This is a genomic window from uncultured Porphyromonas sp. (assembly GCF_915070105.1).
Taxonomy (GTDB): domain Bacteria; phylum Bacteroidota; class Bacteroidia; order Bacteroidales; family Porphyromonadaceae; genus Porphyromonas.
In genome coordinates this window covers 1-24,467 of sequence record NZ_CAJZFJ010000004.1, presented here as the reverse complement: position 1 = coordinate 24,467, position 24,467 = coordinate 1, and the positions used below count along the sequence as shown (strand labels likewise).

Here is a 24,467-nt window from a genome sequence, read left to right as displayed (position 1 = left end):
TATGAAGAAGATACTCCTCACCCTCCTCTCGCTATACCTTCTCACCCTCACCCCCCTCTGGGCACAGGTCTCCACACCTAGTACCCCAGTGGTACGCAAGGGCGCAAGGGCGACACTCGAGACACCGAAGGCTCAGTCCTCTACCTCCCGCACCTTCGTTCACGAAGAGGGACGTATCGCCAGTGCTCTCCAGTCTGCCTCATGGCTACGCAGCATCTATCGTCTGATCGACCTCACGACTCCTACTAACGCCCCCCTCTACTATCCCGAGGTCACGACCCCGACACGTGCGAACCTCTTCGCACAGATCTGCTGGCTCTATCAAGCGGGGAAGCTACGGGTCTATGAGTACCTCGATGGTGAGGAGCAGCTCGACGAAGCTCACCTACTCCCCTACCGAGACTTCCTAGATCGCTTCCATATCCCCTACAAGGTCGAGGGCAAGGGTGCTAAGGAAGTACTCACCGTCCAGCCTAGTGACCTCCCCACCACCGAGGTCAAGAGCTACTACCTCAAGGAAGCGTACCTCTTCGACGAAGCGACCTCTACCTATGACCGACTCGTGCTCGCCCTCTGCCCTATCCTCTCTACAGTCGGGGACTATGGTGCTGTGAATATGCCCCTCTTCTGGGTCGAGTACGAAGCTCTACAGCCCTACCTCAGTGATCAGCTCATCCCCCTATCTAAGCAGAATGCAGCTAAGCGTGCTTCGCTAGATGACTTCTTCACCCTACACCTCTATGAGGGCGAGATCATCAGAGCAGACCATCTCCTCGGGCGCAGTCTCGTGCAGTCCTCCACCTCTGCCGAAGAGCTAAGGAAGGAACAGACACGTATCGAGGACGAACTAAAGGCCTTCGGCTCTCGTCTCTTCCTCCCCGATAGCACCCTAAAGCATCGCCCCTCTACCCAAAAGGCAAAGAAGGTACGCACGCCGAAGGCTTCACCCAGCACCAAGTCCTCTAAGGGTGGACACTCCACGACACGCTCCATCCGTAACCGAGGCTAAGCCCTCCACCACCTATCCATCTCATCAGATACATGCCTAGCACTACACCGCTGGACTTCCCCTACCTCACCGAGCTCAATGAGGCACAGCGAGCCGCTGTGACCTACAACGATGGCCCTGCGCTGGTCATCGCAGGTGCAGGTAGTGGCAAGACCCGTGTCCTCGTCTACAAGCTCCTCTACCTGCTCGACTGCGGCTACCACCCAATGGGACTGATGGCCCTGACCTTTACCAACAAGGCTGCTCGGGAGATGCGTCAGCGTATCAGCGAGCGAGCAGGCTCCGTAGCACGACAGATACGGATGGGGACGTTCCACTCGGTCTTCCTCAGCATCCTACGCCTACATGCTTCGCTCCTGGGCTATACCCCAACCTTCTCAGTCTATAATACCAATGATAGTCGTAGCTGTATCAAGGCGATCGTGAAGCGGCTGGGACTCGATGACAAGGTCTACAAGCCCAACCTCATCCACAGCCGTATCTCCTCGGCCAAGAATAGGCTACTCACCCCCGAGGCCTATGCCTCCTATGGTGAACTCGTGAAGTATGATGCCAAGAGTGGGCTACCCCGCATAGCCGAGATCTATCGCCTCTACTGGGACGAACTAAGGCAAAGCAATGCGATGGACTTCGATGACCTGCTCCTACAGATCAATATCCTCTTCCGTCAGAATCCCGAGGTACTCAAGGAGTGGCAGGAGCGTATCGACTACCTCCTCATCGACGAGTATCAGGATACGAACTTCGCCCAGTATATGGTCGCCAAGCAACTCATGCAGGAGAAGGGGGCTATCTTCGTCGTCGGTGACGATGCACAGAGCATCTACTCCTTTAGAGGTGCTAACCTAGACAATATCCTCAACTTTGAGAAGACCTTCCCCTCTACCAAGGTCTTCAAGCTTGAGCGCAACTACCGCTCCACCCAGACCATCGTCTCTGCCGCTGGGAGCATCATCGCTCACAACGAGTACCAGATCCCTAAGCAGGTCTTCTCCGAGGAGGCTGTCGGGGAGCCAATCCAGGTACATGAGGCCCTCTCGGGCGACCTCGAGGCGCTCTGGGCTGGGGAGGAGATCCAGCGTCTACACCGAGAGCAGGGGCAGAGCTACGACTCCATCGCCATACTCTACCGCACGAATGCACAGAGCCGTACGCTGGAGCAGGTCTTTCGTCGCATCGGTATCCCCTTCCGCATCTACGGGGGGAGATTCTTCTTCGACCACAAGGAGATCATGGACGTAATGGCTTACCTACGTGTGCTCATCAATGAGCAGGACGAGGAAGCCCTCCTACGCATCATCAACTACCCCAAGCGAAGCATCGGAGACACCACGGTACTGCGTGTACGTAGTGCCTCTCGTCTGCACCACCTCCCGATCATGGAGATCCTACGTAATCCGCTCGCCTACGGGGTAGAGGTCAATAGGCCTACGGCGGGGCGGCTCCAGTCCTTCGCAGCCCTACTCGACGAGCTACGCACCCTTAGCCAGACAAGTGATGACCTCTACGATGTCGTAGAGCAAGTGATCCTACAGACAGGTATCCTCGCCGATCTGAAGAGCGATACCACGCAGGAGGGTAAGACTCGTGTGGAGAATATCCAGGAGCTACTCTCCGGGATAGAGGAGTACGTACAGGCTACTCTCGAGGAGGGGGACACCCCCACGCTGGGCTCCTACGTAAGTGGCGTAGCCCTACTGACCGACCAAGATACCCGGGGTGAGGGAGAGGATGCCGTGACCCTGATGACGATCCATGCCTCGAAGGGATTGGAGTTCCCCCACGTCTTCGTCCTCGGGCTGGAGGAGGATCTCTTCCCCTCCTCGATGAGCAATACGGGACGTGAGCTGGAGGAGGAGCGACGACTCTTCTACGTAGCACTCACCCGGGCGGAGAAGACCTGTCACCTAGGCTATGCTCGAGAGCGTTTCCGCAATGGGCGCACGGAGTTCAGTCGCCCCAGCCGTTTCCTCAGAGAGCTCCCCACGGAGTACATCCAGTTCGATACGGCGCATGGCTTTGGCTCTACCCCTTCGTGGCTTCAGGGGCCTCCTCGCCCCCATCGTGGTGGTGAGCTCCCAAGGGACTTCAGCTCTGCCCCCGACTTCCTGCCCAAGGCTCGCCCCAATCGGCGTGTCCTCACCCAGCGCAGGTGGAGTGATGAGGCGGAGGAGAAGCACACCTCGATCGGTGATCTACGTATCGGTACCCGAGTCCTACACAAGCGATTTGGCGAGGGTGAAGTCATGGAGCTAGAAGGATCGGGAGAGAATGCGAAGGCGGTGGTAGCCTTCGATGCAGGCGACACGAAGAAGCTCCTCCTACGCTTCGCCCAGCTCCAAGTCTTAGACTAATCTCCAGCTCGTAAGACAATAGCCCTAAGCCACGAGACGACAACGTCAGCCCTACTATACAGACACAGCCCATCGGGAATAGTTCCCGATGGGCTGTGTCGTATGTATGTCCTAGCCTAAGGCTAGGGGATTAGCATGATTTAGTGCTTAGAACACGAAACCGATCTTGAAGCCAACCTGAAGGTCAGTGTTCATCGTAGAACCACTGAACTTGGTCTTACCGCTATTGTCATCCGTCTTTGTAGGCTTACCCGTTTCGTTGGTCGTTACGACGTTCGAGCCCGTACCAAGGCTATGAGCATCGATATTGAGACCTGCTTCGAGTCCTAGGAAGACCTTAGGAGCGATGTAGTAGTCTGCACCCATGAAGAGACCACCACCAAAGGTGAAGCCTGGAGCAGTCTTAATCTGCGTATTAGTCGTCTTAACGGACGTACCGATCGTTTGGGTTACGTTCTTCTCATAGTTCGTAGAGTAGGAGCCGAGGTGGAGCTCAGCGCCAACGTAAGGAGAGAGACGATCCGTCCCAGCGAAGTGCTTTTCGACACCTACACCGAAGTAGATGGTCGAGGAGCGATACTTTTCGACCTCGTTGTTATTGGGCTGCTCAGTAGTTTTCTTGACAGAGGGAGCAGAGAGGCCAAGAGAGAGACGAAGTGCGAGATCGTCCTGGAAGAAGTAGCGGCCCTTGAGGACTCCTACTGTGTTCAGGTTAATTGAACCTGAGTTTGTACCTACAGAGGCACCACTAGCTACATTCCCCTTGTAGAGGGCAGTAGGGTTAGAGAATAGGCCGTTAGCGAAGAGGCTAACATCTGTGGTGACATCACCAGCCTTGGGCTTGAACTCGTTCTGTGCCTGAGCGGCTACAATCGATGTAGCAGCGAGTGCTGCTACCATGATAATCTTCTTCATATATGTCTGTTAGTTTTATATGAGCCACGAGACAGCTCTTGTCTCATGGCGATACAAAGATAAAGAAATATATACACTACACACTTCTGCCCATCCTGTGCAACCCTACAATCTCACATATAGCTAGCGACTCGGTATGCTACCCAGATCTAGCGAGACCCTCTCAAGTGAAGATTTTTCCCAAGCCCAAGGTCTCCCACGATCTCCACACAGAGAGCAGACTGTATAGACGAAAATAGTCCTGATGTAACATCCTCTCTATCAAGCACTCTTAGAGGGCAAAAACGTTCATACCGAGAGCGCACTCACGCTCTCGGTATGAACGCTCCCATGATGTTACTTAGAGCGCAGAGGCGAACATACCGAGAGCGCAAATGCGCTCTCGGTATGTTCGCTAGTAGGGCCTCGGGATAACCGCTCTACCCGACTTGTGATCGCACCTCTCCACAAGCTATCTAGTAGGGACACTCCGAAGCCTCGGTAGGGCTACATTGTACTCGCTCTTGTGCGAGGTAGGACACGTAGCTGTTCCCCCTAGTTTCGCTATCTTTGCCTACATATATAGTATTACTATCACGGAATATAAACCACATAAATATAACGGACAATGAAACGATGCTCTCTCACGCTGGCTCTGCTCCTCAGCCTAGCTCTCCTCCCCCTCTCTAGCTGTAAGTCCAAGTCAGGAGGCTCCGTCCTCCAGCAGAATGCCACTGGTAAGCCCGGAGAACTGATGCTCGTGATGAACAAGGAGTACTTCGAGTCCCCCATGGGTACGACTCTCTATGACCTACTGGAGGAGGATGCCCCCTCGCTCCCACAGAGTGAGCCCTCACTGCGTATCTCCCGTATCCCCACACAGTCCTTCTCGGGCTTCATGAAGCTGGTGCGCAACATCCTCATCGTAGACGTAGATGCCGAGCGCTATACCCAGACCTCGCTCAAGTACAGCTATGATGACTGGGCCAAGGGACAGATCGTGCTACGTGTCACCTCCCCCTCCCCCGACTCGGTCATCAGCTATACCAAGCGTGACGGGGAGGCGATCATGAACCTCTTCCTCCGCCACGAGCTCTTCCTCTTCGGCGAACTCCTCTCCAAGCAGTACAGCCAGCAGGCACAGGAGAAGGCAGACAGCCTCTTCGGCTATCGGGTGAATGTCCCTCAGGATATCCGTGGCAGCAAGATCGGCAAGGACTTCCTCTGGATGTCCAATGCCTCTATGCGTAGCCGTCATGACCTACTCATCTACACCTATCCCTATCACTCTGATAACGACATCAGCCTAGATGCCATCGTCGCCAAGCGTGACTCTGTACTGAAGATGAATATCTCCGGTGAGTTCGAGGGCTCCTACCCCTGCACCGAGCAGAACTATGGGCTCCTCTACCGCCGTGTACAGCTCGGCGAGACCAAGGCTCGTGCCGAGGTCAGAGGCCTGTGGAAGATGACGGGTGGAGCGATGATGGGTGGCCCCTTCGTCTGCCAAGCGATCGTCGATGAGGCTGCGGGCAAGGTCTATGTCGTCGAGGGCTTCGTCTACCGCCCCAACGAGGACAAGCTCCACCTCATACGTATGATGGAGGCAGCCCTCTATACCTTCCGTCCAAAGTCTGTCAAGGACTTTGACCCTCAGAGCATCCTCAGCGCAAAGTTCACCAAGGGCTTCTAAGACGGCGACCTCAGATGGACGGACAACGGATACGTGTAGCCATCACACATGGCGACATCAATGGTATCGGCTATGAGCTCATCCTCAAGATATTCGAGGATGACCGCCTCTGCGAGCTCTGCACCCCCATCCTCTACGGCTCATCGCATGTAGCTGCCTTTTGGCGCAACCACCTTGGCCTCGAGCAGGTCTCTTGGCACACCATCACGAGCCCTCAGGAGGCCAAGGCAGGTGTGCTGAACCTCATCGACTGCACTCAGGGGCGAGAGACCGTACACATGGGTGAGCCGAGGGAGGAAGCTGGGCACAGTGCCTTCATGGCGCTGGAGCGTGCAGTAGCCGACATACGTAGTGGGCTATGTGATGTGCTCGTCACAGCCCCGATCAACAAGGCTGTGATGCCCCGTGAGCTCTTCCCCTTCAATGGGCATACGAAGTACCTAGAGAGTGTCGGTGCCACTACCCCCGGGGAGTCCCTAATGGTGCTCGTCGCAGGCGACTGCCGTGTGGCCATCGCCACGGAGCATATCGCCCTACAGGAGGTCGCCTCAGCTCTGAACGAGGAGCTCATCCTGAGGAAGCTACGTCTGCTGGAGGCTGGGCTACAACGAGACTTCGGTATCACGAAGCCTCGTCTAGCTGTCCTAGCCCTCAACCCCCACGCAGGGGACAAGGGGCTCATGGGACAGGAGGAGGGGACGATCATCCAGCCTGCCGTGGCCAAGGCCTTCGAGTCGGGCATCATCACCTTTGGGCCCTATGCAGCCGATGGCTTTTGGGGCAGTGGGCGGGTAGATTCGTTCGATGGTATCCTCGCCATGTACCACGATCAGGGCTTAGCACCCTTCAAGGCGCTCTATATGGGTGAGGGGGTCAATGTCACCCTCGGCTTACAGTTCGTACGCACCTCTCCCGATCACGGTACGGGCTACGACATAGCAGGCAGGGGGATAGCCGATCCGACCTCCATGCGTGAGGCGATCTACTGCGCCCTCGACATCTATCGTGCCCGCCGTCGGTATGACGAGGCCACACGCAATCCCCTTCGTCGCTGCTATCACAATCGCAGCCGAGATGATGAGAAGCTCGACACCACCTCGGAGGACTACTAATCCCTAGCTGAGCAATCATATAACCCTGCGCAAGACATGTCTCTTGACCTCTACACCGCCTCAGCAGGATCGGGGAAGACCCATACGCTGACCCGCGAGTATCTACGATTAGCCTTATCCACGAGCGATCCTAATACCTTCAGACACATCCAGGCTGTGACCTTCACCAACAAGGCTACAGCAGAGATGAAGGAGCGTATCATACAGGAGCTCTACGTCCTAGCCAAGAGCCCCGAGGACTCTCCTTTCTTCGCAGAGCTAAAGCAGGCTCTGCACCTTGACCCAAAGGGGCTGAAGCAGCGAGCCCGGGGGGCACTCCGTGCCCTTCTACTTGACTATACGAGCTTTAGGGTGCGTACGATTGACTCCTTCTTTCAGGAGGTCGTCCGCTCCTTTGCCTATGAGTTAGGGGTCACTGGGGGGCTACGTGTCCAGATCGAGAGCAGTGCCCTCCTGCACCAAGCCGTACTGGAGGTCCTCGCTGACCAAGATGGCGAGCGACCCGACAATCAGATCAGAGCGTGGATCCAAGCCCTCGCAGAGGACAACCTAAGCTCCGGTAAGAGCTACCACATCGAGACGAGCCTAGAGGCCTTCGCCAAGCAGCTTGAGGAAGAGCCCGTGAAGCTCCTTCGCCAGGACAAAGGTCTACCCACCAAGGAGGCCATCGCGAGCCTACAGGAGGTCCTAAAAAAGATAATAGACAACACGCGCAGGCAGGCCAAACGTCTAGCGACCGACGCCCTCGAAGCACTACGAGCCACAGGCATTCCCCCCGAGGACATTAAAGGTGGTATCACAAAATTCCCTCTAGGTGCACTCAAGAGTTGCGTTAAGGCCTCGGGAGAGATTTTTGAGAGTAGTAGCAAGGGATTCTATTCCGAACGTGCAACCCTACAGAAGATCTGCCGAGCAAATGACCTAGAGGAACAGCTAGGTCTTTTCCTTGCCAAAGAGAAACTAGAGCGATACAGAGCCCAGCTAGAGCCTCATCTAGCCTCTATCATAGAGCATGTCAGGGCTTTCGATAAGCTCTGCAGGGAAAAGGGCGGGATCTACGTGACTGCGCTCGTCATCTATGAATACCTAGGGCGCTATGGACTACTGATCGACATCGACAACAAGCTCCAAGAACTAAAGCAGGAGCAGGGGACAATGCTCCTAGCGGATGCTCCCTCCCTCATCTCAAAGCTCCTGAAGGATGCACAGACGGATACTCCATTCCTATACGAGAAGATTGGGGCTAAGATCCGCCACCACATGATCGATGAGTTCCAGGATACGAGCAGACTACAATACGACAACTTCCATCCCCTACTACAGGAAGCCATGGCCTCTGGCAATGACAGCCTCATCGTGGGTGATGCCAAGCAGAGTATCTACCGCTTCCGTAACTCAGATAGTACCCTCCTAACTCGTGTTGTACCCGAAGACTTTGCCCAGTCTATCAAGCAGACCAGCCTAAAGGACAACTGGCGTAGTGTACCCGAGATCATCAAGTTCAATAACCAGCTCTATCAGCAGATCATCCCTCTACTCGATCGTCTCTTCACTAAGTGCATCGAGGCTCTACCTAACTCTACTTTAGACAAAGAGAAGGAGCCACTACTTAGCACTCTCAGAGGGCATCTAGTAGCCTATGAAGATGTAAAACAGCGAGTACCAAAGAAGAAGCCCAAGTCCAAGGGGCTCGTCGCCCTCCATGAATATACCGAGGAGAAAAAGAACGGAAGAAAGCCCCAAGGAGGAGAGGCAGACGAAGAAGACAAGGAGAAGGCATCCTCAAATGCCTTTCAGCAGATCCCCCTTGTCTTGATCGACCTACAGAAGCGAGGCTATCGCCCTATGGATATTGCGATCCTTGTACGCAATAAGAAGGCCGCCACCGACATCGCAGAGATCCTACAGAACTATCCCAAAGAGAAGTACGAGGGTTCTTCCCTTAGCTTCATCTCCCAGGAGGCTCTATTGGTCAGTAGCGCTGTCTCCACACGCTTCATCGTAGCAGCTCTGGCCTACATCAGTAGCAATGGCACAGCACTACAGCAAGCCCTCCTCCTTGAGCTCCATAGCCAGCTCGCTCGGACAATGGGTACAGAGGAGCCTTCACCCAGCCTCGATGAGGAGACCCTACACCAGCTACTGACCATCGGACGTAGAGGTCTATACGAGGCTGCCGAGGAGATCCTACACCTCTTCCAGCCCATCCTACCCGACCAGGAGAGTGCCTATGTGGTGCACCTCCTCGATATGCTCTACACCTGGGAGACAGAGCAGTCAGCAGATATCCCCAGCTTCCTAGAGTATTGGGCAGATGGCGGTGCAGAGGAGCGCATCCTCACTCCGACCAACGAGCAGGCCTGTAGTCTGATGACCATACACAAGTCCAAGGGACTTGGTTTCCCTGTCGTCCTGCTCCCAGACCTAGGCTGGGAGCTAGATGCCAGTACGCATCACGAGAATATCCTTTGGTGCTCAACCGAGGGTAAGGAGACGGACGAACTCCCCATGCAAGAGATCGCAAGTCTCCCACTCAAGTATAGTCGTAAGCTCTACTATACCCTCTTCGCACGTGAGTACCTAGAGGAGCGGATGAACTATACCTTCGATGCCCTCAACCTCCTATACGTAGCTACCACCCGAGCCAAGGAAGAGCTACATATCTGGCTCCCTACCTCCACAGATGGGAAGAAGAAAGAGAAGAATGAGCCTCTCTCCAATATCCCCAAGGACATCAAAGCCCTCCTTATGGAAGAGGACGATGGGAAACCCTTATGGCAGGGACTACCAGCAGAGGTAATTAGTGAGGAGAAAGGCACCTCGGAGGAAAAGTACCCCAAGCTCATACAGCGACAAGCTATCCACACAAGCCTTCAGGAGAACATCCTCCAGGTGGACTCCATCATCTCCCACCCCATCACGGATCGTATAGCCATCCTACGCAAGGGACTAGACTACTTCTCCGAAGAGCAGCAGCTCAGGTATGGGCACACGATGCACCTCATCCTCGCCGAGATAGAGACCACAGAGGATATAGAGGGCGCACTAGAGAGAGCCATTAGCCAAGGCCTCATAGCACCCGATGAAGAGGATGATGTGCGACAGAGCCTACTGAGGGTGGTCTCCCACAGCGAATGTGCTCGATGGTTCGACGGATCAGGAGTGGTCAGGAACGAATGTTCAATCATTGGAGGTGGGCTAGAGGGCAGTCGTCGCCCCGACCGTATCGTCTTCTACGCAGACGAAGGTGCCGACAGAGATCAGACTTCGGTAGAGATCATTGACTATAAGTTTGGGCACTTCGATAAGCGTTACTATGCACAGATACAGGGCTACCAAGCCCTGCTCCAGCGTATGGGTTATCGGGATGTGAAGGGCTGGCTCTGCTATATAGAGAAGGACAAAATCAAGGTCATCCCCGTCCCCCCAAAGCGATAAGAAAGGAGACTGAGGCCACATGTCCCATCCTACGTCACAAAAGGGGAACCACCACTACAAAGCAGTGACAGCGCAGGTGAAGGTCACACGATAAGTCAAAGGGGGTAAGATGTTGTGCATCTTACCCCCTTTTCTATATCTTGCCTGGACTTGGGATACTAATGTTACCCTACTGGCCTAGACAGCTACATGAGGATTAAGGAATAAATGAGATGGTAAGGCTAGCTAGGGTGACATAGAGTCTACTCCTCTCCTTCCCTCCCAAGTGATAAGTGGCCTCCTATGTCGAAAAGCAATGCACCCTATCCTAAATCAGCCTAGAGAAGCCCTACATAGAAAGAACAGAAGTGTCTCTGAGCAAGAAGTAAAAACGCAACAGAGCAAGCAACACAATTATAACAAATCCTCTCGGATTTCCATTTATCATCATCTAGCAGTCCGTACCTCATCACTCTACCGAAATGATACATATCCTCCCGAAAAGACCTCTAGATACGAAGGAAAGCAAATAGGGGCTGTCTCCCGACAGCCCCTATCTTGTTAACCTTAAATCTAATACCATGAAAAACACAGTACAAATATACGAATAATTTTAATACAACCTATTTTTTGCAAAGAATAATCAAAACCTAGCATACATTTCTAGACCTATAGGGCTACTTCACACGATCTCCACCCCATCATCCTACGACAATGCCGTATCTTTGCCCCCAAACAAGTCCCTACTAGACGACATTAGATGCAAGAAGATAGCTACTGGACACTCGCTAAAGAGGCGAGTGGCGAATATTCGGAGAAGCGAAGTAAGTTCCTAGCCTTTGCGTTCCCTGTCACAAGCGAAGAGGAAGCTCTCGCACGGGTGCAGGAGGTCAGAGTTGAATACTATGATGCCCGGCATGTATGCTGGGCATACCGCCTTGATCCGGCTGGAGAGCGGACACGAAGCAATGATGATGGGGAGCCCTCGGGTACAGCGGGCAAGCCCATACTAGGGATACTCATCTCCCAAGGACTGACCGATCTGATCGTCCTCGTCGTACGTTACTTCGGTGGGGTAAAGCTCGGCACTAGTGGACTCATCGAAGCCTATAGGGAGGCTACGCTGGCAGCCCTAGAGGGAGCAGAACGGAAGGAGTGCATCCTCGAGCAAGAGTGTGATGTGCTCTTCGCCTACGACCTTATGGGGATCGTGATGCGTCAGATTAAGGAAGTGGGGGCGGTGATTCTCGAGCAGGACTTCCGTGAGACGTGTCGCCTACGGCTCTCCATTCGCCTAGGGCACTGGGAGGAGCTAGAGGCTAGGCTGGGACGTATCTATGGTGTGGAGCTCCAGCTGTAGCTCACGTATCGTCTTGCCTAGGATAGGATGGTATAGATGGGGGGCTATCTCTGCGAGTGGATCGAGGACGAAGCCACGGCGATGTAGCAGAGGATGTGGCAGGGTCAGCCTATCTGAGGAGAGTACGAGGGAGTCGTAGAGCAGTAGATCGATGTCTATGGGGCGGTCTTGGTAATTACCGAGGCTGCTCTTTTGTTTTCTCCCCAGCTGTCGCTCTATCTGCTGAGTCTGGTCGAGCACCTGCTCTGGGGTAAGCTGGGTCGTAAGGCTGAGGGCTGCATTGAGGAAGGGATGGGGGCTATCGAATCCCCAGGGCGCAGTCTCATAGAACGAAGAGACGCTATCGATATGTCCGATGGACACACCGATAGCGTCTATTGCTTGGCAGAGGAGCACCTCCCGATCACCCTCGTTGCTGCCTAGAGCTAGATAGAGCTGGGGCATGGGGGATCTTGGGGGGCTAGTCGATGATGAGCATCGCATCGCCATAGGCACCGAAGCGATACTTCTCCTTGAGTGCTACGGCATAGGCATGCATCGTCTCGTCGTATCCGCCGAAGGCGGCCGTCATCATCAGCAGGATGGACTTGCCCATGTGGAAGTTCGTTACGAGGGCATTGGGCACATTGAAGTCGTAGGGAGGGAAGATAAAGCGACTCGTCCAGCCATCGAAGGCCTTGAGGTGTCGCTCCGTACCTGCAGCTGTCTCCATAGCTCGCAGTACCGAGGTACCAACGGCACAGATGTTACGCCCTGCGTCGCTCGCCTTATTGACTACGGTGCAAGCCTCCTCGGGGATGATGATCTGCTCACTCTCCATCTTGTACTTCGTGAGGTCCTCGACATCGATGTCTCGGTAGTTCCCCAATCCATTGTGTACGGTGATGAAGGCCTTGTGAATATCACGGATCTCCATACGCAGTAGGAGCTCACGGCTGAAGTGGAAGCTCGCTGCAGGGCCTACGACAGCCCCTTCGTTGCAGGCGAAGAGGGACTGATAGCGGTGGGCATCCTCGCTATTGGGGCTACGATTGATGTACTTAGGCAGTGGGGTCTCGCCCATAGAGTAGAGCACACGGCGAAACTCCTCGGGGGGGCCGTCATAGAGGAAGCGCAGGGTACGTCCTCGGGAGGTCGTGTTGTCGATGACCTCCGCAACGAGCTCATCGTTCTTACCGAAGTAGAGCTTGTTCCCGATACGGATCTTACGAGCAGGATCTACGACGACATCCCACAGCTTGAGTGCGGGATTGAGCTCACGCAGGAGGAAGACCTCGATCTGGGCTCCAGTCTTCTCCTTGTTGCCGTACATACGGGCGGGGAAGACCTTGGTATCGTTGAAGACAAAGACATCATCCTGCTGGAAGTAGTCTAGCACGTCCTTGAACTGTCGGTGCTCGATCTCCCCATTACTTCGGTGCAGGACGAGCATACGGGACTCGTCACGGAAGGTAGCAGGCTTCTTGGCGATCAAGTTCTCTGGGATGTCGAGCTCGAAGTGACTCAGCTTAGTATCCTTCATTTCTATCTATCTTGTCTTGGAGTATTTATTCGTTTGTTTCATCTAGTGGAGCTACGTGCTCGGCGAGGAAGCGCTGTATATCCTCCACTCGGTAGCACTGCTCTAGGCTGTAGTCACCGACTCGTGTACGGCGAAGGTCCGTGAGGTGTCCACCCGAGCCGAGGGCTAGGCCTATATCTCGGGCTAAGGCACGGATGTAGGTGCCCTTGCTACAGACCACACGTATCTGGATCTGTGTAGGGGCATAGGCAAGGAGCTCGATCTCGTCGATCGTGAGCTTCTTGGCCTTGAGCTCAAATTCTCGTCCCTTGCGAGCTAGCTTATAGGCTCGCTTCCCATCCACCTTCACTGCGGAGAAGGCAGGGGGCACCTGCTCAATCTCGCCGACGAAGTCTAGGAGCTTCGCCCTGACGAGTTCCTCCGTGATATGCTCTGTCGGGAAGAAGGCATCGGGCTCACTCTCCATGTCGTAGGTCGGGGTCGTCTGTCCAAGGCGAATATCAGCGATATACTCCTTGCGCCCCGACTGGAGCTGCTCGATGAGCTTGGTATGCCGTCCCGTGCAGAGGATCATCACACCTGTGGCTAGGGGATCAAGCGTTCCGGCGTGACCGACCTTGAGCTTGCGAATGCCGAGGTAGCGGCAAGCCTCGTACCTAAACTTATTGACTAGGCTAAAGGAGCTCCACCCAAGTGGCTTATCTAGGGCGATCGTAGCCCCAGCTATGAGATCTAGTGGCTCCTGCATCTAGCTCAGCGAGATGTGCGCACCTGCAAGCAGGGCGATGGCGATCCCTACCGAGAGGGCAATACGATAGTAGCCGAAGTGTCGGAAGCCGTACTTAGCTACGAAGTCGATAAAGAACTTGATGGCCAGCAGGGCGACGACGAAGGCCACGACATTGCCAATAAGCAGTGTCTGCCAGTTGTCACGGAAGATCTCCACCCCGAGCTCCTTGTAGAGCTTGTACCCCTTGAGCAGGGTCGCACCGAACATCGTCGGCACAGCGAGGAAGAAGGAGAACTCTGCCGCCTGCCTACGGCTCAGCCCCTGCTGCATCCCACCGAAGATCGTCGCCATCGAGCGCGAGACCCCAGGGATCATAGCCAGACACTGGAAGAGACCGATGACGAAGGCATTGCGCACCGTCACACGACGCTCCTCTCTAGTACCGAAGATACGGTCAAAGTACACCATGAGAATCCCCCCAAGGAAGAGCATCCCCAGGACAACCCAAGTATTCCCTAGGAGCATATCTATCTGATCGCTCAGCAGAGCACCGAAGATAGCCGCTGGGATACAGCCCACTACCATCAGCACATACAGACGCCAGCCCCCGAGACTCGTCGTCTCATCGGGCTTCATCCCCAGCACTGGGAAGGGGAGGAAGCGGCGGAAGTAATAGGCTACCACGGAGAGGATAGCACCAAACTGAATGATCACCGTGAAAGCCTTGAGGTAGGGCGTGCTCTGCATGCCCAGTATGCCCTCCGTGAGGATCATGTGACCAGTCGAGGAGACGGGGAGGAACTCCGTCAGCCCCTCGACGATCGCTAGGATGATACTCTCGAGGATCGTCATTCCTTAGCCTCCTTATCCATGCTCTTACGCTCGCCCCCATTGACGAGGATTGCATAGACCATCAGGATAAAGCCCGAGAGGCATACGATCGGCGCTAGGACGATACGACGACCACTGAAGATCTCGGGACTAAAGGCTCGTGGGTCCTCACTCTGACCACCAGACATCAGGACGAAGCCCACGATGATCAGCAGGGCAGAGATGCCCATTAGGATGTAGTTCTTTTTATTATAAAGCATGATGTAATGATGCTGTATGTGTAAGCGTGACGTAGTGTCCCCTCTGACTTAGATGAGGTGGATCTTGCCCTCATCCATGTGGATGTACTTGCGAGTAGCTCTCCAGGAGGAGACGAAGCTCACTGAGACCCCGACGAGGGGGATCACCAGTGCTACCCCTATGATCGGCAAGAGAGGACAATAAGCGAGGAGGTCAAAGCCAAAGCCCCGACAGATCCCATAGAGACTCCCCCCGAGCAGTGCGAGGGCAACTAAGGCTCCGAGGAAGCCATCCAGCATCGCCCTCAGGACGAAGGGACGACCGATGAAGCTCGCCGTAGCTCCGATGAGCGAGAGCGTACGGATACGCATCCGCTGGGAGTAGATCACGAGCCCCGTGGCGGTATTGATCTGGAGGAAGCTCACAAGGAGGTTGAGGACGAGGAAGCACCAGAGTACCATACGTATCGTCTGGAGGTTCTCCGTGGCCGAAGCCCACTGCCCCTCTTGGTCATTCAGCTCCTCTGCCGTACGTAGTAGTGGACTCTGCCGAGCGATCATACGTAGGCTATCGGGGTGGGTATAGGCAGCCTGCAGGTGTACCTTGGCTAGGGGGGAGAGGGGATTGTAGCCGAGCACCTTGGTGGGATCTTCGCCCAAGACCTCCGTGAGGTCACGAGCCGCACTATCGGATGAGATTAACTCGACCTGACGGACATAGGGCAGGGCACGTAGCTGTGCCACGGCCTCCTCGGGTGTGACTCCCCCCTCACGTGGGAGCTCCACGGTGAAGGAGACACGCTCCCGCACCTCCCTACTTAGCCCCTGCTCCAGAGCATAGACCAAGCCTAGGGCACCGAGCATGAAGAGCGAGACGGTGATACTGATGAAGCTCAAGAGACGCGAGTAGCGGAGCGTCGTGGACTGTTTTGTATTGGGCGCACCCATGATTCCTTTGGATATATCAGCTCGTCCATCACCCTCGTATCAATCAGCTAAAGTAGCAACCATACGGACAGACCATGGACAATTTGCACGCAAAGATAGACATAATCGCACAAACGACCTTGTCTCTCAGGGACGACGCATGATCTCGCTCGCACACTCCTGCCTTTTGCCTTTAGATCTTCGGCGATATCATTTCGTATCCCAGGGAGCCTTAGCCCATCCCTAGAGATCCGAGGCATTATTCCCAAGAAACAGACATACAAGCGAACCCTATAGAGGATATACTTAGAGCGCACTTGTGTACACGCGTGTATACAGTTGTGTACACGTGGGTATACTATAGTGTACACACGTGTACACTCATCCCGCCTAGGTAGGAGGTATTTGCTTGGCATATCTAGACTAGGACACGGAAACTTCTATCTTCGGCGTATGCTCCTTGACGACCTCGCCCTCGCACTATAGTGATTTCATGCCTCAGCCTTGGCTCTAGGTCACTACCCCCTCCAACACATCGCCCCCGTAAGAACATTGGGTACATCTATTAGCCCCTTCCCAAGGGAGCTAAAACGAGCATAGTATCATCGCCGAAGTGCTCTCGGTAAGAACGCTGTCGTCACCTATGTAAGGTGATGGAGACGCTCTTACCGAGAGCGCAGTCACGCTCTCGGTATGAACGTCTCAGCCCAATCGGGATGCCTGATACAGAGCCACCTAGCTAAGGTCAATTCCCTACCCTCATTCCTCACGGGGAAGCCCCCATCTCACGGGAAGAGGGACACAGGATAACGAGGTGTACGCAGAGGAGAGGCAGGCGAAGGAGATGGTAAGAGCAGAGAGGTGGGGAAAAAGAAAGAGGTCGTACCCCGTCCCAAAGGGACTGAGGGTACGACCTCAGAGAAGAAGTTCTTCTATCGAAGGGGGCTTACTTCAGAGAGATTACCTTATAGATAGAGACAGGAGACTCTTGGATATCCTTGACGACGGACTCTAGTTCAGCCTTGCCACCGTATTCATCATTGGGATCCCAAGCAGTACGGCCAGCGAGGAAGTCGTTGAAGTACGCAGTCCAATCAGGGTACTTAGCCTGCGCCAGTGCGAGGAGTTCCTTCTGATAGGCCTCAGCTTCTGCTTGGGTAATGAAGCCCGCACGGACACCAGCCCAAGAGATGTTCACAGCACGACACCAGTCCCAAGCCTTATGCTCGGACTCCTGAGTCTTGAGCTTCTCGAGCTGTGCCTTTAGTGAGGCGGTATCTGTGATATCCCAGTCATTCTTGAGCATATTGGTTGCGTTGCTGACAGACTCCTCTTCGTAGGGGTTGATGAAGAGCTGCTTGTAGCCTTCGATCTGTTCAACACCGCCACTCTTAATGTGACTATCTACTGCTTGTACACCACCATAACCACGGTAGAAGTAGACTCCACCGAGGAGGGTTGGGCGCAGTGCATCGTATTCGGCATTAGCCTTGTCACTGGAGGAGGATGATGAAGAACCTCCGCAGGAGGCTAGACCTACTACTGCGAGGAGCCCAAGAAGCAGGGTCTTAAGTACGTTCTTTCTCATGTTGTCTTTTATTAGTGTGGATGAGATGTTAGTGCTCCCTAGGACGATCCTATACTGAAGGGAGCATCACAAAAGTACACATATATGATTAAATATGAAAACCTCTCAGTCCTCATAGAGCCCAACACCTCTACCCTACCCGCCCTACGAAGAGAGAGTCCCCAAGCCTACACGCCAAGCCTATATAGCTAAGGATCACGCGAATGAACTGCAAATGAGAATAGCTGAGAAGGTGATGAAATGAGCAGAGGCGACCCCCACTGATGAGGGTCGCCTCTGCCTAATATGTGTATGCTCCTAGAGCGAGGGGCTACTTCTTTGCTGGCTGTTCAGCCTTCTTAGTGCACTTCTTTTCACACTTAGCGCCTTCCTTGCTGTCGCACTTGGTGGCAGCCTTGTCACACTTCGTTGCGCCCTTGTCACACTTCGTTGCACCCTTGTCGCACTTGTCGCCTTCCTTGCTGTCGCACTTGGTGGCACCCTTGTCACACTTCGTTGCGCTCTTGTCGCACTTTGCGCCTTCCTTGCTGTCGCACTTGGCAGTAGCCTTGTCACACTTCGCTGCGCTCTTGTCGCACTTGACGCCTTCCTTGCTGTCGCACTTGGTGGCACCCTTGTCACACTTCGCTGCGCTCTTGTCACACTTGGCGCCTTCCTTACTGTCGCACTTGGTGGCACCCTTGTCGCACTTGGCGCCTTCCTTGCTGTCACACTTGGCAGTAGCCTGCCCTTGGGCGTTCTTGCAGGTTCTCTCACCGTCCTTTACGCAGGCAGAGCCTTCCTTGCATTCACAGCTCTTCGCCCCAGCAGGACAACAGAACTTCTTGCTATCGCTTGATTGGGTAGCCCCCGAGCGAGCACAGGTCTTCTTAGTGCTATCCTGCTTCTGTGGTGTCTGCGCAGATACAGCGACCCCGAAGGCAAAGGCACAAGCTATGGCCAAAACAAACTTCTTCATTATGATCTCTTGATGTTAGTTGGTGAAACAAATCTATCTATTGGGACACATATCCCGTAGCAAAGGTAGCTAAATAGGAGTATAAAGTGTACATATACTACCTATAAATACGTATATTTGCCCTTATAAACGCTACACAGTACACAGCATCTACATCCAAAGTAATATCCATACGAGCAATGATCCAGCATCCACTCCCCCCCTTCGCTCATGGCCAGGCACTCAAGCAAGCCTATCGGCTACTGCAGAGCCACAAGGGTCTCTATGGACTCTCGGTACTCATCTTCGTCCTCATCCTGCTCTGTGTCTCTGGGGTCTACTTCTCCCTCGAGCACCTCAGTAGCACCCCTACTCCCACGACCTCACCATGGCTAGCCCTCGGTATTCTGCTCCCATTCCCGATCCTATATACCTATCTCACACTCGTCCTACAGGTACGTGTACTACGTATCACAGCCCGAGGGAGCGAGGAGGGAGCACAAGTGAGTGCCTATCGGGTAGCTCTACGTAAGCTCCTCCCCCTGATCCTCCTCGCACTACTCATCGCACTCGTATGTAGCCTAGGGCTGCTGCTCTTCATCGTGCCAGGGCTCTATGTGATGCTACGTCTGGCATTCGTACCTCAGGTATATATCGAGCAGGGAGGCCTATGGCGATCCGTAAAGGGAGCTTGGCGACTCACGGAGGGACACTTCTACCCGCTCCTACTCGTGCTGGTCATCCAGCTGGCACTGTCCCTCCTCGGGAGCATAGCCCTAGGGATCGGGATGATCATCACACTCCCTCTAGGGGTGATCTACCACACTCTCTTCTACCGCTATCTACAGGGTGTACCTAGCGAAGAAATCCATGAGGCGCTTAGCTAAGGGGCGAGCACTCCCTCGCCTAGAGGGACTCACTCGTCGGCTGAAGCGATCGAAGCGTCTCATCATCAATCGCCGTGGGGATGGTGTGCACTCGCCCTATGCCTTTCACCTCATCTCTAGGGTCATCCGCAATCACCGCCCCTACTACTGCTTCGCAGAGCTGAGGGAGGAGCTCAAGCGTCGCTCTCGGGAACTCGCACGGGCTACTCGCCCACGCCCTATACGCAGTGCCCGTACGCTAGAGCTCATCTTCCGCATTGCCCACGAGGAGCAGGCTCATCGCATACTCCTCGTGACGGGAGAGCTGACCATGATCCCACTATACATCGTCAGTACAGGCTACGTAGAGGTGCTCCATCAGATCGAGCATCCCACAGCAGAGACTACAACGGGTGAGTACGACCTGATCCTACTAGAGCGTCTCCCATCCGAGGCTACAGTGCTCACGGAGCTAGCTACCCTACTGCATGCATATCAGAGTAGCCCCCGACGTACGACCATACTCATCAATACTCGCTCTCGCACTGCCAAGCGTCTCTCGACTGCCCTCCGCCTACAGACGAGCCCACAGCTCAGCCTAGATCTACTAGATCTGGAGGTATGGGTCCTCGATCCACGACTGACGCCCTGTCGCTACAAGGCTGTCTACTGACCCTCTTACTTTCCCCCGAACTATGCGTCTCTACCAGCAGGTGGCCCACCCGAACTAGATACAGGTATAGCCCCCCGAACTAGGAGGATAGAGATACACCGAAGCCCCCACAGCATATAGCGGATATATGCTGTGGGGGCTTCGGTATATTAGGTCTACTAGACCTGATGACGTTCGTCTCTACTAATAGATGAGCTCTACGAAGAGATCTTCACCGACCTCGTCGAAGTGGAGCTTACCCTCCTTGGCGAGCCAGCCGATGGCGGCATATAGCTCCTTATCTGTACGTAGCTTAGTGGCTTTCTTCAGTGCCTTGACATCCATCTTGCCTAGCTTATCTAGGACATTCCAGATGAGGCCTGCATTTGTTCCTATCGTTGCGATCATAGCTCTTCTTGGGTTAGTTAGTGTTGGACATACATTACCTATTGGCTCTAGTGATCACTCATTAAGCCACTACTAAGGTACGCATTTTGAGCGAATAGGCTACTTATTCATCCTCTTGATGAAGCTATAGGCTTCGTATAGCCCTAGCTCACCAGCCTTGCTCAGATCCCGCACCCCATCAGCGACCCTACCACGAGAGAGGTAGAGTAAGCCCCTATTGTAGTAGCCCTCAGCGAAGGCTGGATTGAGCTCGATAGCTCTCGTATAGTCCAGAAGCGCCTTATCCTCCTCTCCCGACCGGACATAGAGATTACCCCTATTGTAGTAGGCGTAGGCGAACTGTGGATCTAGCTCGATGGCTCTGTTGAGATCAAGCAGGGCAGGTTGCTCGCTCAGACGTGGTGTCCGAGGAAGGGTCGGTGCAGGGGTAGGAGCCGTGGGGAGTGCCTTACCACCTGTAGCTGCTGAGCGAATGATGGCACGCTCCTGCTGCGAGTGCTCCTCAGGGATACGTCCCTGCTCAGCCTCGGAGCGACGCATCGTGGCTGTGGCACGTGCGAAGAAGGCTAAGGGTGAGGTCGGATCAAGGCTAATCGCACGAGAGAAGTCTAGGATGGCTTGGTCAAGGTCCTGCAGGAGAGCATAGTCGATCCCTCGACGCAGGTAGAGCGAGGCTGTCTCCCCAGTCTCCCGAGAGAGGCGAGCGATGTCCTGCTCCATTGCCTTGATCTGATCCGAGGACAGAGCCAGCGTACGCTCCTGCAGTAGGATGCGAGGTGTGCGCTTGTCACGCTGCAGCTGCTGGGCATTGTAGCGATCCAGGAGAGGAGAATAGTAGATGCGGGTCTGGTTGCCGTCCTTATCGACCTCGGTGAAGTAGGAGAGGGTGATATTGGACTTAGGCAGCGCCTGCGCCTCTCTGTCCTGCACACGACCACGCACCTGACTGGTGTACTTTGGCTTCTCTGTCTCTGCTCGTGGTGCTGTCTCGACGAGCATGTTGTACTTCTCGATTGCCTCGTCCTCCTTGCTACGAGTATCCCGCTCCTTGGTCTTATCTCTAGAGGTCTTGGTAGCGGAGCTTCGGTACTTCTTGCTGTTCTGCAGGTCGAAGACATGGAGCTGATCCCGTCCAGCCCCCTTGGTATCGCCGAGCATACGCTTGACCTCGGCACGAGCTAGGAAGCCCTCACCAAAGATTGGATACTGCTCCAGCACGGCATTGAGATCCTGCAGGGCTGCACGAGGATTCCCGAGACGCATGTGCAGTAGGGCACGGTTGTAGCGTGCGATATAGTTCTTGGGGGATAGGCGGATCACTTCATCCCAGTCGGAGATAGCAGGGCTGTATTCACCGACCTGAGAGCGCAGGAGAGCACGATTATTGCGGGCTGGGATATTAGAGGGTTCGAGCTTGATGGCCTCCGAATAGTCCTGCATAGCTCCACGTAGGTCATTCTGATGATAGCGCATGATCGCACGATTGACATAGAGGCTGGCATTGCCCCCCTCTATCCCGATCACATGATCAATCGCCTGCACGGCCGTAACGTAATCCCGACGGTCAGCAGCTACCTGAGCACGTAGCAGATGAGCTGGTGTATAGAGGCTATCCCGATTGAGGAGCTCCTCCACCTGGCGTAGCGCCTGGACCGTATCCTTACGCTCGAGAGCCGTCTGAGCGAGTAGGCGGTAGGCATCCTTATTGCGAGGGGAGAAGCGCAGTAGCTCATGTGCCGTACTATCGACAGCAGCATACTGCTTGGCCTCGAGCTGGGCGATGGCGAGATTGTAGCGTAGCCCCACATCCGAGGGGGATAGGCTCAGCCCCTGTCGGAAGTCTCCGATGGCGGCTTCGTACTCCTTCTGAGAGAAGCGTGCGATACCACGCACGAGGTAAGCCTTGCTCAGGAAGGGATTACGCTCGAGCGCCAGCGTAGCATCGGCCTCTGCTCCACGATAGTCCTCGAGGTTGATCTTCGCTACCGAGCGATAGAAATAGGGCTCTGCCATCCAAGGGCGAAGGCCTATCACTTGGTTGAAGTACCCCATAGAGACGATATAGTCGTTGAAGTAAATAGCATTTCGCCCGATAGAGAGCACCTGGTGGACATCTATCTGCGCATGCGCCAGTGGCGCACCGAGCGTAAGGGCAAGGATCAGAAGCCGAAGCTTCCTCATGGAGCTTTTTACCATCTACTATATCGTTATGAGGCCGTGTCTACAGTGTTATATAGGATGAACGACGTAGCTACGCCGAGTAGTGTATCCTAGCGACGCTTCTGCGGTGCAGTCACGACACGATAGTGTGCCGAGACCTTACCCTTAGCGAGGTTTGTGAGCTTGCCCTTAATGAGTTGCTTGCGGATAGTAGCGATCTGATCGATGAAGAGTATCCCCTCGATATGGTCGTACTCGTGCTGGATGACACGTGCCGCAAAGCCCGAATAAGTCTCCCGATGAGGCTGGAAGTCCGCATCGAGATATTCGATGGTGATGGTCGAGGGGCGCGTGACCCGCTCATTGATCCCGGGGATGCTTAGACAGCCTTCGTTCTCGGAGAGCGTCTCCTCGCTCCGCTCGACGATACGAGCGTTGATGAAGGTCTGCTTCAGCCCCGCACACTCGGGGAAGTCCTCCTTCATCGGGTCTGCATCGATCACGAAGAGGCGAATAGCCCGTCCGATCTGAGGTGCCGCAAGCCCGATACCCTCTGAGAAGTACATCGTCTCCCACATATCAGCGATGAGCTGCTGGAGCCCCTCGTACTCAGGGGTGATGTCCTGCCCCATCTCGCGGAGGACAGGATGACCGTAGATATAAATAGGTAGCTTCATAGGGTGTATAATTTCCTTTTTGGAGTAATAAATGATTGGATCTAGCCAGGTAGGTGGATCGGGCCAAGCCCCTTCTTCGCCTCCAGATAGCTCTGCAGGATGATGACGGCACTGACTTCGTCCACGAGCCCCTTGTCCGTCTCTCGCCGTCGCCGGCCAATGCCAGCCTCACGGATCGTCCTCTGGGCAAGAGTGGAGGTGAAGCGCTCGTCCTGATACTCGATAGTCATCGAGGGTAAGGCATTCTGAAGCCGTCCCACGAAGGGGCGGATATACTTCATCGAGGCAGACTCCTGGCTATTCATCTGCCTTGGGTAGCCAATGATAATGCGCTCGACCTCCTCACGCTGCACATAGTCCAGCACGAAGTCTAGAAGCTGATGCGTGGGGATCGTCCCCAGTCCACCGGGGATGATCTGTAGGGGATCAGTGACGGCGACACCGCACCGCTTCTGTCCATAGTCTATAGCTAAGAGTCTACCCATAAGTCACGGGCAAAGATACGCAATTCGTCCCTCTCCTCCCTTAGCTTCTAGGGCTAAGGTATGAAAACTGTAGAGGTCGAGGACAAAGTAGTCCCAGAGCATACACCTCGGCAGGAGCACACATACTATATAGAAACATCTCTACCCGAGGGGTATCCTCACCCAATGTATACCTACTACCTAAGGGGCAAAAGTGTACACGTGTGTACACTGTAGTATACCCGCCTGTACACAACAGTGTACACACGTGTACACACCTTCGCACTAAGTATGTCCTCTCTAGGGCTCTCCTTTGTGCGATTCTCGGAGCTAACGCCTTTTCGTCAGAGACAAGGCTTTAGAGCCCCCTTGGTCATGACATAATACCCCCAAAAGAGCCAAAGAGTGGAGTATCCTAGGAGTGTACAAGTAAAGCAATGAATGCACAAGCAAAGCACTGAGTGTACAAAGAGAGTACCGAGTTTACAAGGAGAGTACCGAATGTACAAGGAAAGCACCGAAAGAAATCATGCATCGGCCTCGACCTTAGCCCCACAAAGCAGTTTCCCCACAAAGGCGAGAACTCCCCTCCACCCAATCTACTCATCCCCCGCCCCGCCCCTGGCA

The 24,467-nt window shown here is 54.5% G+C and carries 21 protein-coding genes; 8 read left to right on the top strand and 13 right to left on the bottom strand.

Annotated elements, in window-relative coordinates; all coding sequences use genetic code 11:
- The first annotated feature begins 1 nt into the window (after position 1).
- Together gldN and QZ554_RS00850 are read left to right on the top strand one after the other, a co-directional pair.
- Positions 2-1,009: a gliding motility protein GldN gene (gldN, locus tag QZ554_RS00855; RefSeq protein ID WP_297193494.1), complete on the top strand. Its 1,008-nt coding sequence runs from the start codon at positions 2-4 to the stop codon at positions 1,007-1,009.
- Positions 1,010-1,041: 32 nt separating this feature from the next.
- Positions 1,042-3,363, top strand: coding sequence for an ATP-dependent helicase (locus tag QZ554_RS00850; protein ID WP_297193492.1), 2,322 nt, complete (start codon positions 1,042-1,044; stop codon positions 3,361-3,363).
- A 147-nt stretch (positions 3,364-3,510) separates the two neighbouring features.
- Here QZ554_RS00850 and QZ554_RS00845 read toward each other — a convergent pair whose 3' ends face one another.
- Positions 3,511-4,278, bottom strand: a complete 768-nt coding sequence (locus QZ554_RS00845) for a BT1926 family outer membrane beta-barrel protein (protein WP_297193490.1) — start codon at positions 4,276-4,278, stop codon at positions 3,511-3,513.
- A 607-nt stretch (positions 4,279-4,885) separates the two neighbouring features.
- Here QZ554_RS00845 and QZ554_RS00840 point away from each other — a divergent pair.
- The 4 genes from QZ554_RS00840 (at position 4,886) to QZ554_RS00825 (ending at position 11,839) form a co-directional block, all read left to right on the top strand.
- A complete protein-coding gene (locus QZ554_RS00840; protein ID WP_297193488.1) occupies positions 4,886-5,950 on the top strand; it encodes a DUF4837 family protein in 1,065 nt (354 codons plus the stop codon).
- Between the two features lie 14 nt (positions 5,951-5,964).
- Positions 5,965-7,062, top strand: coding sequence for a 4-hydroxythreonine-4-phosphate dehydrogenase PdxA (gene pdxA, locus QZ554_RS00835; RefSeq protein ID WP_297193486.1), 1,098 nt, complete (start codon positions 5,965-5,967; stop codon positions 7,060-7,062).
- 36 nt (positions 7,063-7,098) lie between these two features.
- The gene (locus QZ554_RS00830; protein ID WP_297193484.1) at positions 7,099-10,500 is read left to right on the top strand and encodes an exodeoxyribonuclease V subunit beta; all 3,402 of its coding nucleotides are present in this window, start codon (positions 7,099-7,101) and stop codon (positions 10,498-10,500) included.
- 739 nt (positions 10,501-11,239) lie between these two features.
- Positions 11,240-11,839: a YigZ family protein gene (locus tag QZ554_RS00825; protein ID WP_297193482.1), complete on the top strand. Its 600-nt coding sequence runs from the start codon at positions 11,240-11,242 to the stop codon at positions 11,837-11,839.
- On the opposite strand, the gene folK is transcribed toward QZ554_RS00825, so the two are convergent.
- The 8 genes from folK to QZ554_RS00785 form a co-directional block, all read right to left on the bottom strand.
- Positions 11,792-12,283 carry a 2-amino-4-hydroxy-6-hydroxymethyldihydropteridine diphosphokinase gene (gene folK, locus QZ554_RS00820; protein WP_297193480.1) on the bottom strand — a complete coding sequence of 164 codons (492 nt, stop codon included), beginning with the start codon at positions 12,281-12,283 and terminating at the stop codon, positions 11,792-11,794. The genes QZ554_RS00825 and folK overlap by 48 nt on opposite strands.
- A gap of 16 nt (positions 12,284-12,299) precedes the next feature.
- On the bottom strand, positions 12,300-13,361 hold the full coding sequence (queA, locus tag QZ554_RS00815) for a tRNA preQ1(34) S-adenosylmethionine ribosyltransferase-isomerase QueA (RefSeq protein ID WP_297193478.1): 1,062 nt from the start codon (positions 13,359-13,361) through the stop codon (positions 12,300-12,302).
- A 25-nt stretch (positions 13,362-13,386) separates the two neighbouring features.
- Positions 13,387-14,109, bottom strand: a complete 723-nt coding sequence (truB, locus tag QZ554_RS00810; protein WP_297193476.1) for a tRNA pseudouridine(55) synthase TruB — start codon at positions 14,107-14,109, stop codon at positions 13,387-13,389.
- On the bottom strand, positions 14,110-14,943 hold the full coding sequence (gene uppP / locus QZ554_RS00805) for an undecaprenyl-diphosphatase UppP (protein ID WP_297193474.1): 834 nt from the start codon (positions 14,941-14,943) through the stop codon (positions 14,110-14,112).
- A complete protein-coding gene (locus QZ554_RS00800; RefSeq protein WP_297193472.1) occupies positions 14,940-15,182 on the bottom strand; it encodes a DUF3098 domain-containing protein in 243 nt (80 codons plus the stop codon). The genes uppP and QZ554_RS00800 overlap by 4 nt, the downstream gene beginning before the upstream one ends.
- A gap of 48 nt (positions 15,183-15,230) precedes the next feature.
- Complete coding sequence (locus QZ554_RS00795) at positions 15,231-16,109, bottom strand: permease-like cell division protein FtsX (RefSeq protein WP_297193470.1); 879 nt, start codon at positions 16,107-16,109, stop codon at positions 15,231-15,233.
- A 925-nt stretch (positions 16,110-17,034) separates the two neighbouring features.
- Positions 17,035-17,676 carry a DUF1266 domain-containing protein gene (locus QZ554_RS00790; RefSeq protein WP_297193468.1) on the bottom strand — a complete coding sequence of 214 codons (642 nt, stop codon included), beginning with the start codon at positions 17,674-17,676 and terminating at the stop codon, positions 17,035-17,037.
- A gap of 310 nt (positions 17,677-17,986) precedes the next feature.
- Positions 17,987-18,634 carry a hypothetical protein gene (locus QZ554_RS00785; RefSeq protein ID WP_297193466.1) on the bottom strand — a complete coding sequence of 216 codons (648 nt, stop codon included), beginning with the start codon at positions 18,632-18,634 and terminating at the stop codon, positions 17,987-17,989.
- Positions 18,635-18,813: 179 nt separating this feature from the next.
- Here QZ554_RS00785 and QZ554_RS00780 point away from each other — a divergent pair, with 179 nt between their 5' ends.
- Both QZ554_RS00780 and QZ554_RS00775 read left to right on the top strand, forming a co-directional pair.
- Positions 18,814-19,500, top strand: a complete 687-nt coding sequence (locus tag QZ554_RS00780; RefSeq protein ID WP_297193464.1) for a hypothetical protein — start codon at positions 18,814-18,816, stop codon at positions 19,498-19,500.
- Positions 19,484-20,152: a hypothetical protein gene (locus QZ554_RS00775; RefSeq protein ID WP_297193462.1), complete on the top strand. Its 669-nt coding sequence runs from the start codon at positions 19,484-19,486 to the stop codon at positions 20,150-20,152. The genes QZ554_RS00780 and QZ554_RS00775 overlap by 17 nt, the downstream gene beginning before the upstream one ends.
- A gap of 183 nt (positions 20,153-20,335) precedes the next feature.
- On the opposite strand, the gene QZ554_RS00770 is transcribed toward QZ554_RS00775, so the two are convergent.
- The 4 genes from QZ554_RS00770 to ruvX all read right to left on the bottom strand — a co-directional run bounded on the left by QZ554_RS00770 (position 20,336) and on the right by ruvX (position 23,861).
- Positions 20,336-20,539 carry a winged helix-turn-helix domain-containing protein gene (locus QZ554_RS00770; protein WP_297193460.1) on the bottom strand — a complete coding sequence of 68 codons (204 nt, stop codon included), beginning with the start codon at positions 20,537-20,539 and terminating at the stop codon, positions 20,336-20,338.
- A 99-nt stretch (positions 20,540-20,638) separates the two neighbouring features.
- Positions 20,639-22,720 carry a tetratricopeptide repeat protein gene (locus tag QZ554_RS00765; protein ID WP_297193458.1) on the bottom strand — a complete coding sequence of 694 codons (2,082 nt, stop codon included), beginning with the start codon at positions 22,718-22,720 and terminating at the stop codon, positions 20,639-20,641.
- A gap of 89 nt (positions 22,721-22,809) precedes the next feature.
- The gene (gene def / locus QZ554_RS00760) at positions 22,810-23,376 is read right to left on the bottom strand and encodes a peptide deformylase (RefSeq protein WP_297193456.1); all 567 of its coding nucleotides are present in this window, start codon (positions 23,374-23,376) and stop codon (positions 22,810-22,812) included.
- Positions 23,377-23,417: 41 nt separating this feature from the next.
- The gene (gene ruvX, locus QZ554_RS00755; RefSeq protein WP_297193454.1) at positions 23,418-23,861 is read right to left on the bottom strand and encodes a Holliday junction resolvase RuvX; all 444 of its coding nucleotides are present in this window, start codon (positions 23,859-23,861) and stop codon (positions 23,418-23,420) included.
- Positions 23,862-24,467: the final 606 nt, after the last annotated feature.

What these genes read in the sequence shown, in the direction of transcription:
- QZ554_RS00795 (WP_297193470.1), bottom strand. Translation starts at nt 16,109, where the DNA reads ATGGGTGCGCCCAATACAAAACAGTCCACGACGCTCCGCTACTCGCGT.
- uppP (WP_297193474.1), bottom strand. Translation starts at nt 14,943, where the DNA reads ATGACGATCCTCGAGAGTATCATCCTAGCGATCGTCGAGGGGCTGACG.
- QZ554_RS00825 (WP_297193482.1), top strand. Translation starts at nt 11,240, where the DNA reads ATGCAAGAAGATAGCTACTGGACACTCGCTAAAGAGGCGAGTGGCGAA.
- pdxA (WP_297193486.1), top strand. Translation starts at nt 5,965, where the DNA reads ATGGACGGACAACGGATACGTGTAGCCATCACACATGGCGACATCAAT.
- QZ554_RS00845 (WP_297193490.1), bottom strand. Translation starts at nt 4,278, where the DNA reads ATGAAGAAGATTATCATGGTAGCAGCACTCGCTGCTACATCGATTGTA.
- QZ554_RS00850 (WP_297193492.1), top strand. Translation starts at nt 1,042, where the DNA reads ATGCCTAGCACTACACCGCTGGACTTCCCCTACCTCACCGAGCTCAAT.
- QZ554_RS00780 (WP_297193464.1), top strand. Translation starts at nt 18,814, where the DNA reads ATGATCCAGCATCCACTCCCCCCCTTCGCTCATGGCCAGGCACTCAAG.
- truB (WP_297193476.1), bottom strand. Translation starts at nt 14,109, where the DNA reads ATGCAGGAGCCACTAGATCTCATAGCTGGGGCTACGATCGCCCTAGAT.
- folK (WP_297193480.1), bottom strand. Translation starts at nt 12,283, where the DNA reads ATGCCCCAGCTCTATCTAGCTCTAGGCAGCAACGAGGGTGATCGGGAG.
- QZ554_RS00785 (WP_297193466.1), bottom strand. Translation starts at nt 18,634, where the DNA reads ATGAAGAAGTTTGTTTTGGCCATAGCTTGTGCCTTTGCCTTCGGGGTC.
- QZ554_RS00770 (WP_297193460.1), bottom strand. Translation starts at nt 20,539, where the DNA reads ATGATCGCAACGATAGGAACAAATGCAGGCCTCATCTGGAATGTCCTA.
- QZ554_RS00765 (WP_297193458.1), bottom strand. Translation starts at nt 22,720, where the DNA reads ATGAGGAAGCTTCGGCTTCTGATCCTTGCCCTTACGCTCGGTGCGCCA.
- QZ554_RS00790 (WP_297193468.1), bottom strand. Translation starts at nt 17,676, where the DNA reads ATGAGAAAGAACGTACTTAAGACCCTGCTTCTTGGGCTCCTCGCAGTA.
- ruvX (WP_297193454.1), bottom strand. Translation starts at nt 23,861, where the DNA reads ATGGGTAGACTCTTAGCTATAGACTATGGACAGAAGCGGTGCGGTGTC.
- QZ554_RS00800 (WP_297193472.1), bottom strand. Translation starts at nt 15,182, where the DNA reads ATGCTTTATAATAAAAAGAACTACATCCTAATGGGCATCTCTGCCCTG.
- QZ554_RS00830 (WP_297193484.1), top strand. Translation starts at nt 7,099, where the DNA reads ATGTCTCTTGACCTCTACACCGCCTCAGCAGGATCGGGGAAGACCCAT.
- QZ554_RS00775 (WP_297193462.1), top strand. Translation starts at nt 19,484, where the DNA reads ATGAGGCGCTTAGCTAAGGGGCGAGCACTCCCTCGCCTAGAGGGACTC.
- QZ554_RS00840 (WP_297193488.1), top strand. Translation starts at nt 4,886, where the DNA reads ATGAAACGATGCTCTCTCACGCTGGCTCTGCTCCTCAGCCTAGCTCTC.
- gldN (WP_297193494.1), top strand. Translation starts at nt 2, where the DNA reads ATGAAGAAGATACTCCTCACCCTCCTCTCGCTATACCTTCTCACCCTC.
- queA (WP_297193478.1), bottom strand. Translation starts at nt 13,361, where the DNA reads ATGAAGGATACTAAGCTGAGTCACTTCGAGCTCGACATCCCAGAGAAC.
- def (WP_297193456.1), bottom strand. Translation starts at nt 23,376, where the DNA reads ATGAAGCTACCTATTTATATCTACGGTCATCCTGTCCTCCGCGAGATG.